The sequence below is a fragment of the Pseudomonas sp. GW821-FHT01C01 genome, from assembly GCF_059422645.1.
Genome location: NZ_JBWKXF010000082.1, coordinates 1 through 15,766, shown reverse-complemented (window position 1 = coordinate 15,766; position 15,766 = coordinate 1). Strand labels below are relative to the sequence as shown.

Sequence of the window (15,766 nt, the reverse complement as noted above, 5' to 3'; positions counted from 1 at the left end):
GGGAGCGGGCTTGCTCGCGAAAGCGGAGTGTCAGCCAACAGAGATGTTGAATGATCAACCGCCTTCGCGAGCAAGCCCGCTCCCACAGTTTGAGTTGTGTACACCCTTGAAGGACTGGTCGGCTGTCAGGCTCGCTCCTGCGGTTCAAGGCTGCAATGCCTGGGGCGCGGTGGACTGCGTTTTCGGCGGTCCGTCGGTGCCATCGGGGACAACTTTTTCGGCCACGAACTGCCAGTCCTTATAGCTGGCCATACCGTTGAAGTCCGACCACTGGCTGGGAAAGTTCACCTGCTTGAGCGGCTTCTGCGTGGACGGGCAGTACACACCGCTGATCCGTCCGTCGATACCGCGTATCAGCTCCCATTCACCCCCGGTCATTGGCTCCGGGTACAACTGCCGGATATGGTGCTTGGCCGTCGGGAAACGCTCATCCTGCAACAGGTCCGCGAGTTCTTTCGGGTACTGCGCCATACCGGGCGAACTGCGGTAATAGCTGCGCAGCGCCTGGGCATATTGTGTACCGACCCAGAGCAACTGGTTTTCGCGATCCCGGCGTGCAGCGGTAGCCCACAACTCGCCGGCACTGGCCAGGCCCATGCCCATCACGACGATCAGAAACAGCACACCCAGGTAGGTGAAGCCGTCCTGGCTCGAAGGTTTACCACTCGGAATACAGGCTGCCATCACGCGCCCTCCCCGTGGCTCCACTCTTGATATCGGCAACCCCGCCCGCCACGCCATCCGGTGGTGCGACCATGACCCAGGTGTCCTTGCGCTCGGCAATCGGGTCCAGCGGCTGGCTACGCAGGTAGCGCAGTTCAACCAGTTGATTGATGGAATCGGGATAACGACCGGTGTCCCCATAGTAGTGATCCAGCGCCTCGCGCATGGCCGACAGGCTCTGGTGCAGGGTGGTCTCTTTCGAGGCTTCCAGGCTGCTGAAATAACGTGGCAAGGCGATCGTCATCAGGGTCGCGATGATTGCCATGACCACCATCAGTTCAATCAGGGTAAAACCCTTTTGCCGACGCATAGGCTCACCACTCCCGATAAGCGATGCCGTTGAGACCCTTGCCCCGGGCCTTGGAGTAAACGTCAAAGACGTCCTGGCCCTCCCGCGGGTTCTCAGCCGAACTGTCATAGGAACGCAGGCCCCAGCCGCCACCGTCGTCACGCTTGACGATGGCCAGCGGGTCACGGGGGATACGCCGCAGAAAATAGAACTTGGCCCCCTTGGCGCTGCGCACGTCACGCACACCATCGACCAGCACTTTCAGGTTCGGCGGGTAACCGCTGCTGTCGACCGACTTCTCGATGTAGCCGGCGTCGAAGGCCTGTTTGTAGGCGTCGATGGCATCGCGGATCTGGTACAGCGCGGTCCGCAGATCCTGCTCTTTGCCCCGGCGCACTATCGTCTCGGTCAGCGGTGCGGCCATGCCGGCCAGCAGACCGACCAGGGCGAGCGTCACCACGACTTCGATCAGGGTAAAACCGCGCTGCGAGGCGTTCATGATCAAGGCTTCCCAACGGTAACGGTGGTGGCGATCGGTGCGCTCATGGGGCCGGTCTGAACCGTCGTGCTCATCGAACGGTCCGGTGCCTGGATGTGCATGCTGGTTTCGGTGCCGGTCGGGAATTCCATGTCCGACGGGCTCTGGTACGGCAGGTTGCGCACGATCCGCGGGGTGATCGACAGCACCAGTTCGGATTTGCTGACGTCATCCTTGTTGCTGCCGAACAGGCGACCCAGGCCGGGAATGTCACCCAGGCCGGGGATCTTGTTACCGGTGGCGCCGTGGTCGTTGCGCACCAGGCCGGCGAGGATCTGGGTTTCGCCATCATGCAGGCGCAAGGTAGTCTGGGCGTTGCGGGTATCGACCTGGACCGGAATGGTGCCCTGAGCGGTCGGCGTCAGCGGCGTGGCGTTACTGACTTCCAGCGCGATCTTGATCGCCACTTCGTTGTTCAGGTGCACGATGGGTTGCACTTCGAGCTTGAGACCGACGTCAAGGTAGGTCACGCTTTCGGTGATCACCGGCCCCTGGGTCGAAGGCACCGAAGTGGCGCTGATGATCGGCACGCGCTGACCGATGTGGATGCGCGCCTGCTCACGGTTACTGACCCGAATCACCGGGCTGGCCAGGGTGTTGATGTCCTTGTCCGCCGCGTTGATCTTGGCCTGAGGCGATGGCGAGATGGTAATCCGGCTGGAGTCGATGCCTTTGAGTTGGTCAAGAATGGTCACTGGCGAGCCGTCGCTGTTGACCACACCGAAGGTGTTGGGCCATTGCAGGCCAAGGTCGAGAATGCGTTGGCGGGCAACCTCCATCACTTCCACTTCCAGCACCACTTCCGGGTTGGACTGGTCCTGGGATTGCAGGAGTTTTTCCGCCATGCGCACCGCATCACCGGTATCGCGCATGGTCAGGGTGTTGAGGCGTTCATCAACGAACACGTCGCGGGTCTTGAGCATGGTCTTGATCATGTTCAGTGCCGTGTTGGCATCGATGCTGGTCAGGTAGAAGGTGCGCATCACCAGCTCCTGATAATCCTTGAGCTTCTGCGGCGAGTCCGGGTAGATCAGCAAGGTGTTTTCATTCACCACTTTCTGATGCAGCTGGTTCTGTTGCAGCAGCAGTTCCACGGCGTCTTCGATACGCACGTCACGTACGAAGATCGTGGCTTTCATATCCGGGCGCAGATCCTTGTCGAAGATGAAGTTCAGGCCGGCAACCTGGGACAGTACTTCGAAAATGGTTTTGAGATTGGCATCGCGAAATTCCAGGGTCACCGGCCGGTCCAGGCGCGTGCGCAGTTGCGGGTACTGCACCACGTTGCGGCTCTGCACCAGGCGGATGCTGTCTTGCAGTTCCAGGGCGCCATCGTTCTTGGGGTCCAGTTCGAGTATCTGTTTGACCTGGCGGTCGGCACCGTAGATGTCACCGCGACGCAGGTCGCCACGGGCCAGTTCGAGTTTCTCATCCATGCTGCGCAGGTAGTCGAGCTGGCGCAGGGCATCCTGGGCACGACGGTTGTTCGGCTCGATGTTCAAGACCCGGCTGTAAGTCATGCGGGCCCCGGCGAAATTACGCTGGGCCCGGTCCATGTCGGCCTGGGTCAGCAGCGTCGTCACGGCGAGGGCCCGACCGTTGTTGAGGGCCATGTGCAAATCGGTATCGCGAGGGTTTTCACGCAATCCCTGTTCGATGCGGGCCAGACCGGCTTCGTACTGGCCCGATTCGATCAGGGCGGAAGCTTCATCCTTGGCCACCTGCGCCGAACTGCATGCGGCCAGCCCTGCGCACAGACAAAGGCTCATCAGCAAACGGGATTTGTTCATTCCGTACTCCCCACAGACAAAGTCTGCGATAAATGCAGAGGCAGGTAGACCAGGCTCAGTTCCTCATTGGAAATCCGCTCGATCCGCCAGGTTTCGTCGATAACATCCCCTTTGCGCACGACGTATATTTTTTCGCCGCTCTGCAAAAACACCTGCAGATCGGAACGGTCATCCAGCCTGCCGACAAACTGGAAGGGCAACGGCGGTGCAGTGGGGACTTGCACCACCGGAGTAACGTCTACCGATTGTTCCGTGACGGTGCCGGGGGCCGGCGCCGCTTTCCAGCTGTGGGCGGCGAAGAGGTCGCCTGCAGGGCTCAGGTCCTTGATCGGCGCCACTGCTGCGACGGTCGATGCAGTCGTCGATGCGCCTGGGATCTTGCCCTTGGTTGGCGTGGCCACGGCGGCCACCGCGGGGTCGCTGTCGTCAGCCGGCTTGAAGTATTCGGGGAACCAGGCGAGCGCTGCCGCTATACCGAAGAACGCCACCCAACCCGCCACTCGTTTGGTATTCATCATGACCTCGACAGGTAAAGGGTCATGCGGATTCGCCCGGTCAGGTCGGTATCGGCGATGTTCTTGCGCTGAAACTCCACATCCTCCAGCACCACCGCTGGCAACTGGCCGAGCAAGGCGTGCAGGAAACGCCGCAGTTGCGGATAGCTGCCACGTACCGGCAGCAGAATCTGATAACGGGCCAGGTGCGTCTTGGGGTCCACGCCCAGGGAGTATTCGCCCCGGGACAAGGTGATGCGCTCCTGGGCGGCCAGGGCGTAAATCTTGTCGATGGCCACGGTGGCCTGAGGCTGGGACGGCAACTTGCTGCGGAAATCGTCGAGCTGACGCTGCGGCACCACCGGCGCAGCCACGGTGCCGTCTTCGACCTTGGCCAGATACTCGGTGGCTTCGCGAGTCTGCTGGTTGAGGCTTTGCAACGACTCCCAGTCCGGCAGCAACCCGACCAGGCCATAGCTCAGCGACAGCATCAGCATGGCCAGCCCTGCCAGTCCTGGAACGCCCAGGCCTTGCAGGTATTCGTGGACGATCAATTTAGGGATTTGCATCGCCGATCTCCCAGGTAGCCGACAGGTTGAACTGCACCGGGTGTTCCGGCACGTTGGCGACAATTTCGTGGCTCAGCAGCGACACGTCGGACAACTCGTCGCTGGCTTCGAGGCGGCGGTGGAAATCGAGCATGGCGTCCAGGTCCAGCGCCTCGGCGCTGATCCGCACCAGGCCTTTGCGGGCGTCCGGGGTCAGGGTCAGCAGGGCAATGTTGTCCCGTGGCATGGTTTCGAGCGTGGCGAAAAGGCGTTCCCAGGGGCGGCGCAACTGCTGGGAGACCTTGCGCATTTCGGCCAGGTTCTGCGCCTGCTCGCGGATTTGCGCCGGTGTCAGGCTGAGCCTGGTGCCGGTATCGCCGGTGAGCACTCGCTGTGTGGTTTGCAGGTGGCCTTGCTGTTGCTCGGCCTCGTTGCTCAGATGCTGTTGCACCAGAAGACAGGTCAGTGTCAGTACCACGCCACCGGCCAACAGGCTCCAGCCCAGGGGACCGGAACGACGGCGCGGCTGAAAGTCGAGCATCAGGGCGCGCATGTCAGGCCACCGCCCGAGACATGACGTACAGGCAATCGCGTACGGCTGTCCGGTCTTCTTCGAGGGTGCGCAAATGCACACCGGGCACGTCAGGGTGTGAATCGATGCGCGCCGGTGCATGCAGATAGACATTCAACGGCCGTTCGCTGGTGGAAGCCTGCAACTGGTTTTCACGGCCGATCAGCGCGGCCAGCGCGGCATCGCTGTCGCTGCTGCCGACCGAACGCACCGAGGTCCAGCGCCCTTCCCGGGCCAGCAGCAACACGCTGCGCACCGGTTCAGCGACCACGAACAGGAAGTCCCCGGCATCAAAGCTTTTATCGAAATGGTTGAACGCCGCCATCAGGTAGGGTTGCACCGAACGCAGGCGCAACCCGCGAGCGCTGACCACGGCGCGCAGGCGTTCGAGCAAGTCCTGTGGCAGTGCGGTGGCGATGCGGTCGTAACCGGCGGGTTCGGGCGAGAGCACCAGGCTCCAGGGTTGCTTCGGGGCACCGTAGAGGTCTTCGAAACACAGTTGGGCGAAGCCGAGCAATTCGGCCGGGCTGCTGATCTGCTCGCTCCAGGGCACCAGGCAATAGCGGCTGAAATGCCCGGAGATCACCACGGTCAGTTCCGCCCTGGCAACGGTGTGTTCGGCCAGCAAACGGTCGAGGGTGTCGAGGGCTACCGTCCAGGCCTGGAAGCCTTCGTCGATGTAGCCGACGCTGCCCAGCCAGCGGGTTGCACTGCCTTGTCGTTGCCCCAGGCCAACACCGCTGGAGCCGAGCACCGCGACAAACTGCTCACGAGATAAAAGTGACACGATTGATCTCCTCGAGAGTGGTCCGGCCTTGTTCCACCATCTCCAGCGCCGACTCGCGCAACAGGCGCAAGCCACGTTTGCAGGCATGGGCCTTGATTTTCGAAATGGGTTGGCGCTCGACGATCATTTGCCGCAGTTCGTCGTCCAGGTGCAGCAGCTCGGCAATCGCGCTCCGTCCGCGATAACCGGTGCCCCGACAGTGCCCGCAGCCCTTGCCGTGGACAAACTGGTAGTGAGCGACCTTTTGCGGATCAAGCCCCGAGACCTCCAGCTCTTCTTCTGTCGGGCTGTAAGGGCCGCTGCAGCTGGTGCAGACCAGGCGGATCAAACGCTGGGCCAGCACGGCATTGAGTGCCGAGACCAGGCTGTAGGGATCGATTTCCATCTGGGTGAAACGGCTAATCACGTCGAACACGTTGTTGGCGTGAATGGTGGTGAACACCAGGTGACCGGTAAGCGCCGATTGCACGGCGATCTGTGCGGTGTCCGGGTCGCGGATTTCACCGACCATGATCTTATCCGGGTCATGACGCAGGATCGAGCGCAGGCCCCGGGCGAAGGTCAGGCCTTTCTTCTCGTTGACAGGGATTTGCAGCACGCCTGGCAGTTGATACTCCACCGGGTCTTCAATGGTGATGATCTTGTCCACGCCGTGGTTGATCTCGGTGATCATCGCGTACAGGGTGGTGGTCTTGCCGCTACCGGTAGGACCGGTCACCAGCACCATGCCGTAGGGTTCGGCGGCCAGCCGGCGCAACTGGCGCAGGGTTTCTTCTTCAAAGCCCAGGGCCTGCAGTTGCACGCCACAGACTTTGTCGGCGAGGTCCTGTTTGTCGAGTACCCGCAGCACCGCGTCTTCGCCGAAGATGCTCGGCATGATCGACACCCGGAAGTCGATCTGCCGGCCGCTGATACCGATCTTGAAACGGCCATCCTGAGGCACGCGTTTTTCGCCGATGTCCAGTTCGGCCATGACCTTGACCCGGGAAATCACTTGCTCGGCGAACTCGTTGCCCTGGATCTTGCTGATGTTGTTGAGCACGCCGTCGATCCGGTACTTGATCACCAGGCCGCTGCCAGTGGTGCCGAGGTGGATGTCGCTGGCGTGCATTTTCAGCGCGTCGTACAGGGTCGAGTTGACCAGTTTGACCACGACGCTGGAGTCTTCGCTGATGCTGGTCAGGGACAGGCTTTGCAGGTTATCGATTTCGGCGCCGGCGTCGCTCTGGGCGTTGAGCGACTCCACCGCATGGAAGCTTTCTTCGTGACGCGCCAGGTAGGCCTTCAGGTCATCGGCATGCACCAGGTACAGCGGCGCACCGTGCAGGCATTCATCGATCCAGGCCAGGCGAGCGCTGTCGAAAGGGTCGGCGAACACACCGATGACCGCATCGTCATGACGCAGCAGAATGAATTCGCGCTTGAGGCATTGGGCCAGGGTCACCCGGTCGAATACCGGGGTGGAATTGAACAGGCTGCCGGTGTCGAGCACCGGGTAGTGCAGGGTCACGCCGAGGCATTGAATAAAAGGCATGGGCGCCAGTTCACACAGCCCCGCCAGGGCGTCCAGCATCCGTTCGCCGGAACTGGTGGCCAGGGCTCGGGCCTGGGCCAGTTGTTCACTGGTAAAACGAGTCGGTACACATGCCAACTGCGCCGGTTCTACTGCAAGGGATAGACGGTCCATGGCTTGCTCTCCAACGCCCGGGGCTTTGAGCCCTGTCGGCGCGACGAGCAATTTCGGCGGAGGCCGGAACGTCTTGTCGCGCCACTACTCCCCGGTGAGCAATTGTTCGTCGTCTGGCGCCATGGAGGCCGATGAACTTTTTCGGCGATCAGCAAGCACCCAACTACCGTCGTACAACTGCAGCGGGAAACTCTCGGTCTTGCTCTGGCGTCGCTCGACAAAGCCTTCGGATGTGCTCACGCCCGCTTTGGGTTCGCGCTTCCTGCCCAGAAGATCAAGCACTGCACGGGCCAATTCCGCCAATGGAAACGGTTTGAACAGGATATGGCTGACTCCCAGTTGCCGGGCCCGCTCGCAAACTTCTGCGGTGGGATGCCCTGTGATCAGCACAAAATGGCACTTCCTGTTCTGGCGGACGGCATCGAGCACCTGAAAGCCTTCCATATCGGGCAAGCGGTAATCGAACACCATCACATCGGGTGCGAAAACGCCTGCTTCGGCGATTCCTTGTGCACCGTCGTGAGCAATCCGGACTTCCAGTGCTTGCGCCTGCAGGTAACCCTGAAGGTTTTCCGCCAGCAACTGTTCGTCGTCAACAACCAGTATTTTGTTCAACAAGGTGGACTCCTTGTAACCGCAGGTCCGGGTTTTGAACCTGACGGAGTGCGCGCCCTGACAGGACTAACGCACACTTCATGCCAGGCTGAGCGCCGGTAATTTTAGGTCTTCATGTCCTTGAATTTAAAAAACAATGCCTTCTTGTACAGAAATCCCATCCCCCAAAAACGGGGAATGCGATTGGATTGGCATTGAAGTTTTTTCCCCACTTTTGGGGAACCCCCCTATTCATCGTCAAGCCGCTCGATTCGATTGCGCGAACGCAATTGCGCCAATACCTGCAAGCGAGCTTGAACCTCTTGTTGTCGGCCAAGGTAAGCCCGAACCATATCAAGTCCTTGCGGCTCCGGAACATTGGTCGCCTCCATGTGATTCTCTAAATAAATCAAATGCCAGCCCACCGACGTACGCACGGGTTCGCTGACGGCCCCCGGTGCCAGGGCAAACGCAGCGGCCTCGAACTCCGGCAGCATTCGTCCACGGGGAAAGTAACCCAGGTTGCCACCGTCGCTGGCCGACGCGTCTTCGGACCCACTGCGGGCAACGCTGGCAAAATCGGCCCCGGCAACGATGGATGCCCTCATCCCGGATAAGCGTAGTCGCGCGGCTTCGACAGTGGAAGCGTCGGCACCGGGCGCTACCTTGATCAGGATATGCCGGGCTTGCACTTCTTCGGGCCGGTTCATCTCGGCACGGTGTTCATCGTAGAACGCCCGGACCTGCTTTTCGTCCGGCTCACTGGCCTGGACAAGGTCATTGAACACCTGCCGGGCCGCCAGTTCGCGACGGGTGTATTCGGTGTAGCCGGCTTCGTCGAAACCGGCGTCCTCCAGACGCCTGGCAAACACCTCCGCGCCGCCCATGGCCTGACGGGTCTGATCGACCTGGTCTTTAACCACGACATCATTGATCACCACGCCGCGCTTGACGGCTTCCTGCCACAACAATTCGCGGTCGATCAAGGCATCCAGCGCGGCCTTGCGCAGTTGCTTGTAGGCGTTCGGATTGCCGATGCTGCCTACCGCCCGGCCCTGATCCTCCAGGTACTCGGCGAAGTAGCGCTCCAGGCGTAACCGGGATATTTCCTCGCCATTGACCCGCGCCGCGGCCGGGCCATTGCTGCACCACGCCACGGGCACCCACAGTGTCAGCAGGACCAGCAACGAGTTGAGTTTCATGATCGGCCTCCGGTCAGGGCGTGGCAGCAATGGGTTTATAGGGGGCGACCAGATAGAAACGCTGGGCCGGCAGATCCACCGTGACGATATGGGCACCGCGCAAGCCCAGGCGCCGGCCCGGACCAAAGCTGATCAGCGGCGTCAGCCCGGTATCGAAGTCACGCAGGCCTTCCAGGGCACTGACCAGCTTCTCGCGACTGGCATCCCGCCCGGCCTGCTTCATGCCTTCGCTGAGCAGCATCATCGAACTGAACGCGCCCACTTGCAGTACCGCATGCTGGCCGCCGAGGCCCTGGTGTTCGCGCAACTGGGTCAAGGCCAGGCGCCCGGCCAGAGTCCAGTCGCTGGGCACGAACGGATAGGCCAGGAACACCCGCCGGGAAAATCCGCTGGGCACCTGCATCAGATTGCCCGCCACCTGGTTCGAGGTGGCGAACAGGTAAGGCACCTGCCCTGCCGTTTGCAAGCGCTCGGCCAGATGACTGAAGCCGCTGCTGCTGCCCAGGTAAAACACCGAGCGCGACCCCAAGGGCAAATCATCCCTGGTCGGGTCGTAGGCTTGCAGGCGCACCTTTTGCCAGGCGTGTCCCTGCAAGTACTGGCTGAGTTCCTGCGCCGCCAGCCGTTGGCCCGATTCATCCGGGTAGGCGATCAGCGTCGGCCCTTGAAGCACCCGCAAGCTGGCACTGGCGTAGTCGGCCAGGGCGATCAATTGCTCGCGAAGCCCCGGCAGCGGTTCGAATATCTGCGGGCTGGTGTGGGGCGTGCCTTGCAAGGACAGCGGCCCGATCAGGGGAATGCCGGCCTGTTCCAGGCGCACGGCGAAGTCCAGGTCCAATGCCGGCGCCAGCGGTGCAATCAGGGCAAACACCTGCTCTTCATCGATCAACCGGTCCAGCGCCTTTTCGGCACTGGCGCGGTCGGCGCCGGGGTCGAGGATGGTCAGGCGCAACTGCCGGCCATGAATTCCGCCAGTCTCGTTGATACGCGCCACACAGCCGTTGAGCACCGCCGCCACCGTGACGCCCTCCTCGCTCAATGGCCCGGTGCCCGGCAACAACGTGCCCAGGTGCAGACTGTCGGGCATCAGGCCCGGGTCGCGCTCTTCGGTCAGGCGCTTGAGGTACGCCGTGAGGTTGCGTTGATCGTTCATCGACAACACGAACCGTGGCATCGTCGGGTCGAGCCGATTGTTGCCGGGGTCGCGCCCCTCCTGCACCGCCCGCGCCAGGGTGCTGTCGTTGTAGGCCGGATAACTGCGGCCGTTGATGTGTTGCTGGCCATGGCTGCTGGTCAGCCGCGACCATCTCAGGTCCGGCGGTCGCACCCCGCCTTCCGGGCGCCCGAGGCCATCTTCGCCGTGACAATTGGCACACGGCAGGCTAGTGGCCGGCAGCACCATGTCCGATGCACCGACGCGGGCCATGATCGGTTCGCCGCTGGCCGACACGCCTTCGCGGTACAACCGCTTACCGGCACTTTCACTGAGACTCAGCGGCAACGCCTGGGCGGTGAGCGTGATGCCGCCGAAAAGGAGCAGGCCAAGGACCAGGGCAGTATTCATGGCCGTGGCTCAGCGACCGGCCACGGACATTGTCAGCAACTGCAAGCGCTGGGCAATGGCGGCGGCCGGGGCATCGGGACGGATTTTGCTCCAGCGCTTGTTCGCCACGTCACCGACGATCAACTGGATGGAGTGCTGCTCGGGGGTCGGCACGATCTGGCCGATGCGGCCCAATACAAGGTCCATTTGCACCTTGTCGCCGGTAAGAAAAAACCAGTGGGGCCCATCGATGCCCTGTTTCAAGGTGTAAGCCTTGGGTACCGCCGGGGTGTCCCGCAGCGGATCACTGGTAAGGGAGATAAAGGTGATGCCGTCGGTCTTGTCGCCCAGTAATTCACGCATTTCTTTTTTGAGCTTGCGGGTAATCCGCCAGCAAGCATCGTTGAAACAGATGCTCAGGGCGAACCCGTCGATGGCTCTCATGGCTGATGCTCCATGGCAATGGCGGTGTGCTTGGCATGGGCGTTGCGTTCACCACTGAGCTTCTCGACGGCACGGGCCAGCTCCGTCGGGTCGGTGAAACCGTAGTAGCGGGTCCAGAAACGGCTGTTGCCATCCCCCACCAGAATCAGCGGCGAGTGGTTCCTGAAATCTTCGCTGTAGGCGCCCAGGCCCTTGAGGGTGGCATCGACCGACTGCTGCGAACCGGTCAGCCAACTCCAGCCCGGCCCTATCTGGAAGGTGCGGGCGTAGTCATTCAGGCGTTGGGGATCATCACGCTGCGGGTCGATGCTGATCGACACCAGTTGCACCTCGGTGCCGACCCGCGCACCCAACTGTTTCTGCACCTTGCCCATGATCGAGGACACCACCGGGCAGACCGTGGTGCAGCTGGTGTAGATGAAGCCCATGACCACGATCTTGTTGCTCACCAGGTCTTTTTCCAGGTTGACGACCTGGCCGTTCTGGTCCAGCAGGGCCACGTCGGCAAACTTGATCCGGGCGGTCTCCGGGCTGGCGGACCTGGTCGGCATGTCGTGCCCGCCGTGCTCGCTCTCCGAGTGAGCCAGGGCCTGGTCGATACCGATGGCCAACAGGCAGAACGTCAGCAGGCCGCAATGTGCGAATCGGTTCATGTCAGTTTCCTCTTAGGGGGTATCGCCGGGTATGACCCGAACACCTGGCGCGACGCCGGACAAGGGTTGGCCGGAGGCTTTGTCCGTCACACGAAACTGCGCATCGGCAACGCCACCCTCACGCAGTACACCGTCCTTGGCCGGGGGCTTTACATCAAGGGCCACCGAAACCCCGTCACGCTCCAGCGTCTGGTCGCTCCAGGTGTCGGGCAAGGCGACTTCGTTGAGCGCAGTCGGGGGCTTGGTCCGCCATACCCCGAACACGATCAATGCCATTCCAAGAATCAGCGCGCTGCCAGCGATTGTGATGGTCCTGTCCATAACAACATTCCTCTTACCGATCTGTTCCTGCCTTGCCCGCCCCTTGTAGGAGCGAGCTCGCTCGCGATGGCTGCTTTACAGTCGCCAGCGATGTCGACTGCCAGTCTGCTATCGCGAGCAAGCTCGCTCCCACGGGGGGGAGGTCAGCAGGTTCTGCAGCTTGAAGGTCAGGCAATCGCCGGCAGCTACCCGAAGCAAATTGATCAAGGACGGAGCGTGGGAAATACCGATCATGAACTCGGGCCTCGCTTCGGGTTATCAGGGAATGCTTCTCGACAATTCGTCTGGAGCAATCCGCGTGCCACAAAAAAATAGGTTATTAATCAGCCAGTTATGTTCACGACTTGATAAGCCGGGGGATATTCCCCACCCAATCCCCCACTTTCTCTCCGGGGCCACTTTTCCCCACTATTGGGGAAAACTACCCCGGGGTTTCGATCACAGCGGCGCATCCGCCGACAACCCCTGTAAAAGCCGATACTGGTTCAGCACGCTGGGCACATATCGCTGGGTTTCGGCGAACGGCGGGACCACGTTGCCCCGGCTGAGCACCGCTTGCGGGCCAGCGTTGTAGGCCGCCACGGCGAGGCGGATATCGTTGTCGAACATCGTCATCAGGCGCTTGAGATAGCGGGCGCCACCCTGGATGTTGGCCTTGGGGTCGTAGACGTTGGTCACACCCATTTCGCGGGCGGTGTCGGGCATCAACTGCATCAGTCCGCGAGCGCCCTTGGGCGAGGTAGCGCGGGCGTTGTAACGGGATTCGGTCTTGATCACCGCGTGCAGCAGCGCCGCCGGCAGTTCGTTGGCCGTGGCCGCCGCCGACACCAGCTCGGCATAGGGTTGCGCGGCGATCATCTGCGGCTGCTGGTCGAGGCTGACGACCGCCGCATCGGGCTCATGGATCACCCGTTCATAGTGGCGTCCCGGGCGGTGGACATTGGACAGGACATAGCTGCCTTTGGCGTCCACGGAAACAAACACATCGGCCTGTGCGGCGCCGGTCAACACAAGCAGACCCAGCAACCCGGTGGTGAGTGATTTCATTGTTATACCTCCCCTTCCCGGCCCCGAAAATTGGGGGTATTGCCCCAATGGCCAGTCGTGGAACAGCCATACGCAAGCACTGTGCCGTAAGTGAGAAGGCCCATAGCACGGGGGGTGCAGAAGGATCACCAATCATGAGCATGGCAATTGCATGCAACTACATGGCAACTCTGCTGCCGACTGTTATGAGGTCATCATGAATCAGCGACTGTGTTATGCCCGGCGAACCCAAAGTGGGTTCACCCTGCTCGAACTGTTGGTGGTGCTGGTGGTGCTGGGGTTGTTGGCCGGCATCGTGGCGCCGAAGTATTTCGCCCAACTCGGCCGTTCCGAAGTGAAAGTGGCCAAGGCGCAGATAGAAGGCTTGAGCAAAGCCCTGGACCTTTACCGCCTGGAGGTCGGCCATTACCCGTCGACCGAACAGGGCTTGCAGGCGCTGGTCACTGCTCCCGCCGACGAACCGCACTGGACCGGCCCGTACCTGCAGAAAAAACTCCCGCAAGACCCATGGGGCCACAACTACGCCTATCGCTATCCCGGTGAAAACAGCGAGTACGACCTGTTGTCCATGGGCAAGGACGGGCAGCCCGGTGGCGAAGGCGAGAACGCCGAAGTCACCAACTGGAACTGACGGGAACGGCGACCATGCGCTTTCATCTCAAAGCCGTCGGCAAGGCCGGTGTCGTTGCAATGACCGTCGAGGCACCGGGGCACAGCGAAGCCAGGCGCATTGCCGAAGACCAGGGCCTGCGGGTTGTCAGCCTGCACGCCGAGCGGCATTGGCGCGCATTGCGTCTCAAGCAACGCGAGACCTTCAACCTGGTGTTGTTCAGCCAGGAACTGACCACGTTGCTCAATGCCGGCCTGCCGTTGATCGATGCGCTGGAAAGCCTGGCGGAAAAGGAAAGCGCGCCACAAGCCCGCAAAACCTTGAGCGAACTGGTCCGCTTGCTTTACGAGGGCAAATCGTTTTCCCAGGCATTGAGCCAGCTGTCGGCCGTGTTCCCCCCACTGTACGTTGCGCTGGTGCAGTCCAGTGAAAAGACCGGTGCCGTGGGCGATGCCCTGGGCCGATATGTCAGCTATCGCCAGCGCATGGACGAGGTTCGCCAGAAGATCGTCAGCGCCTCGATCTACCCCATGCTGTTGCTGGTGGTGGGAGGTGGCGTGGTTTTGTTTTTGATGGGTTATGTCGTACCGCGCTTCAGCCTGGTGTTTGAAGGGCTGGGGTCGAACCTGCCATGGTTGTCGCAGATCCTGATGAGCTGCGGCATGTTCCTTCACACCCACCAGGGCGAATTCTTCGGTGGCCTGCTGGCCATCATCGTCGCTCTCGCCCTGCTCCAGCGCCAACCGGCCTTTCGTCGGGGACTGGACCGCCTGATCGAAAAACTCCCCGCGGTGCACCAGCGCATCTTCATGTATGAACTGGCGCGCTTTTACCGTTCACTGGGTATTCTGCTGCAAGGCGGCATTCCCCTGGTCACCGCCATGGGCATGGTCCGTGGCTTGCTCACCGTCGCCTCCCGCGCACGCCTGGACCAGGCCTGCGACCGGGTGCGCGAGGGGCAATCGCTCTCTGCCGCGCTGGAACTCAATCAACTGGTGACCCCCGTGTCCCTGCGCCTGCTGCGCGCCGGCGAACAGTCCGGCAACCTCGGGCAGATGATGGAGCGCAGCGCCGACTTCTACGACGAAGAAATCAGCCGCTGGATCGAATGGTTCGTGCGGCTGTTCGAACCCTTGCTCATGACCTTCATCGGCCTGTTGATCGGGGTGATCGTGATCCTGATGTACATCCCGATTTTCGAACTGGCCTCAAGCATTCACTGACCCTCGGGAACAAGGTCGCGTCGTACGTTGCATTCTTTTTCAACGCTCCAGCCGAATAAATCGATTCGTTGGACTGTTTACAAAGTTCCTACGGGAAAAAAAAGCAGCACATTGCAATGTTAATCAACGTTCCATTCTGAATAAGAAAACGGAGAACGACATGCACATCAATAAGCTTTTACTGGCAGTAGCTATTGGCGCGGTTCTGTCGGCGTCTACCGTATTGATTCCGGACAACCTGTCCGGAGTATCCAGTGCTCAGGCCAAGGATGGGGGTAGTGGCGGCGGTGGTGGTGGCGGAAGTGGCGGCGGTGGTGGCGGTAGCGGAGGTGGTGGCGGCGGCGGCAGTGGTGGCGGCGGCGGCGGTGGTAGTGGCGGTGGCGGTGGCGGTGGCAGTCATGGTGGAAGCGGCGGCGGCAACAGCGGCAGCGGCCATAGCGGCGACCATGGCAGCAACAGTGGCCATGGCAGTGCCAACAGCGGTTCGGGCCACTCCGGATCGGTCTCGTCCTCAGGACGCAGCGGCACCCATGATGAGCCCGGTGATGACCGTGGCGTCCATGCCAATGGCGAACCCGGCGATGACCGCGGCGTCCATGCCAATGGCGAACCCGGCGATGACCGCGGCGTCCATGCCAATGGCGAACCCGGCGATGACCGCGGCGTCCATGCCAATGGCGAACCCGGCGATGACCGTGGCGT

Annotated in this window: 17 protein-coding genes and 2 pseudogenes; 3 read left to right on the top strand and 16 right to left on the bottom strand. The window is 61.6% G+C overall.

Translation table 11 applies throughout. The features are described from left to right. Window positions 1-144 precede the first annotated feature (144 nt). The 16 genes and pseudogenes from AC07XF_RS27795 to AC07XF_RS27720 all read right to left on the bottom strand — a co-directional run bounded on the left by AC07XF_RS27795 (window position 145) and on the right by AC07XF_RS27720 (window position 13,231). Window positions 145-684, bottom strand: a complete 540-nt coding sequence (locus AC07XF_RS27795; RefSeq protein WP_495029069.1) for a type II secretion system protein — start codon at window positions 682-684, stop codon at window positions 145-147. Next, window positions 659-1,033, bottom strand: a complete 375-nt coding sequence (locus AC07XF_RS27790) for a type II secretion system protein (protein ID WP_495029068.1) — start codon at window positions 1,031-1,033, stop codon at window positions 659-661. The genes AC07XF_RS27795 and AC07XF_RS27790 overlap by 26 nt, the downstream gene beginning before the upstream one ends. Window positions 1,034-1,037: 4 nt before the next feature. Next, complete coding sequence (locus AC07XF_RS27785) at window positions 1,038-1,511, bottom strand: type II secretion system protein (protein WP_495029067.1); 474 nt, start codon at window positions 1,509-1,511, stop codon at window positions 1,038-1,040. Window positions 1,512-1,513: 2 nt separating this feature from the next. Further along, window positions 1,514-3,340, bottom strand: coding sequence for a secretin GspD/PilQ domain-containing protein (locus AC07XF_RS27780; RefSeq protein ID WP_495029066.1), 1,827 nt, complete (start codon window positions 3,338-3,340; stop codon window positions 1,514-1,516). Further along, window positions 3,337-3,855 (bottom strand): hypothetical protein, encoded by a 519-nt coding sequence (locus tag AC07XF_RS27775; protein ID WP_495029065.1) that lies wholly within the window; start codon window positions 3,853-3,855, stop codon window positions 3,337-3,339. Before AC07XF_RS27775 ends, AC07XF_RS27780 begins: the two co-directional genes overlap by 4 nt. After that, a complete protein-coding gene (locus AC07XF_RS27770) occupies window positions 3,855-4,403 on the bottom strand; it encodes a pilus assembly protein PilO (protein ID WP_495029064.1) in 549 nt (182 codons plus the stop codon). The genes AC07XF_RS27775 and AC07XF_RS27770 overlap by 1 nt, the downstream gene beginning before the upstream one ends. After that, window positions 4,390-4,935, bottom strand: a complete 546-nt coding sequence (locus AC07XF_RS27765; protein WP_495029063.1) for a PilN domain-containing protein — start codon at window positions 4,933-4,935, stop codon at window positions 4,390-4,392. The genes AC07XF_RS27770 and AC07XF_RS27765 overlap by 14 nt, the downstream gene beginning before the upstream one ends. A gap of 1 nt (window position 4,936) precedes the next feature. Continuing rightward, window positions 4,937-5,740: a hypothetical protein gene (locus tag AC07XF_RS27760; RefSeq protein WP_495029062.1), complete on the bottom strand. Its 804-nt coding sequence runs from the start codon at window positions 5,738-5,740 to the stop codon at window positions 4,937-4,939. Then, window positions 5,721-7,427, bottom strand: coding sequence for a GspE/PulE family protein (locus tag AC07XF_RS27755; protein WP_495029061.1), 1,707 nt, complete (start codon window positions 7,425-7,427; stop codon window positions 5,721-5,723). Before AC07XF_RS27755 ends, AC07XF_RS27760 begins: the two co-directional genes overlap by 20 nt. An 84-nt stretch (window positions 7,428-7,511) precedes the next feature. Next, a complete protein-coding gene (locus tag AC07XF_RS27750) occupies window positions 7,512-8,045 on the bottom strand; it encodes a response regulator (RefSeq protein ID WP_495029060.1) in 534 nt (177 codons plus the stop codon). Between the two features lie 224 nt (window positions 8,046-8,269). Further along, the gene (locus AC07XF_RS27745) at window positions 8,270-9,223 is read right to left on the bottom strand and encodes a peptidylprolyl isomerase (RefSeq protein ID WP_495029059.1); all 954 of its coding nucleotides are present in this window, start codon (window positions 9,221-9,223) and stop codon (window positions 8,270-8,272) included. A 13-nt stretch (window positions 9,224-9,236) separates the two neighbouring features. After that, a complete protein-coding gene (locus AC07XF_RS27740) occupies window positions 9,237-10,787 on the bottom strand; it encodes a cytochrome c/ABC transporter substrate-binding protein (RefSeq protein WP_495029058.1) in 1,551 nt (516 codons plus the stop codon). 9 nt (window positions 10,788-10,796) lie between these two features. Then, a pseudogene (locus tag AC07XF_RS27735) lies at window positions 10,797-11,171 on the bottom strand (SCO family protein); the annotation flags it as partial. Window positions 11,172-11,206: 35 nt separating this feature from the next. Then, window positions 11,207-11,863 carry an SCO family protein gene (locus AC07XF_RS27730; protein ID WP_495029057.1) on the bottom strand — a complete coding sequence of 219 codons (657 nt, stop codon included), beginning with the start codon at window positions 11,861-11,863 and terminating at the stop codon, window positions 11,207-11,209. Window positions 11,864-11,890: 27 nt separating this feature from the next. Further along, window positions 11,891-12,184: pseudogene (locus AC07XF_RS27725) on the bottom strand (hypothetical protein); the annotation flags it as partial. Window positions 12,185-12,622: 438 nt separating this feature from the next. Continuing rightward, window positions 12,623-13,231, bottom strand: a complete 609-nt coding sequence (locus tag AC07XF_RS27720) for a lytic transglycosylase domain-containing protein (RefSeq protein WP_495029056.1) — start codon at window positions 13,229-13,231, stop codon at window positions 12,623-12,625. A gap of 196 nt (window positions 13,232-13,427) precedes the next feature. On the opposite strand from AC07XF_RS27720, the gene gspG reads away from it, so the two are divergent. From gspG to AC07XF_RS27705, 3 genes are all read left to right on the top strand, one after another. After that, entirely contained in the window at window positions 13,428-13,862 is a 435-nt protein-coding gene (gene gspG / locus AC07XF_RS27715) for a type II secretion system major pseudopilin GspG (protein ID WP_495029055.1), read from the top strand. Between the two features lie 14 nt (window positions 13,863-13,876). Then, window positions 13,877-15,064: a type II secretion system F family protein gene (locus tag AC07XF_RS27710; protein WP_495029054.1), complete on the top strand. Its 1,188-nt coding sequence runs from the start codon at window positions 13,877-13,879 to the stop codon at window positions 15,062-15,064. A 160-nt stretch (window positions 15,065-15,224) separates the two neighbouring features. Further along, on the top strand, window positions 15,225-15,766 hold a 542-nt coding region (locus AC07XF_RS27705), incomplete at its 3' end, for a hypothetical protein (RefSeq protein WP_495029053.1).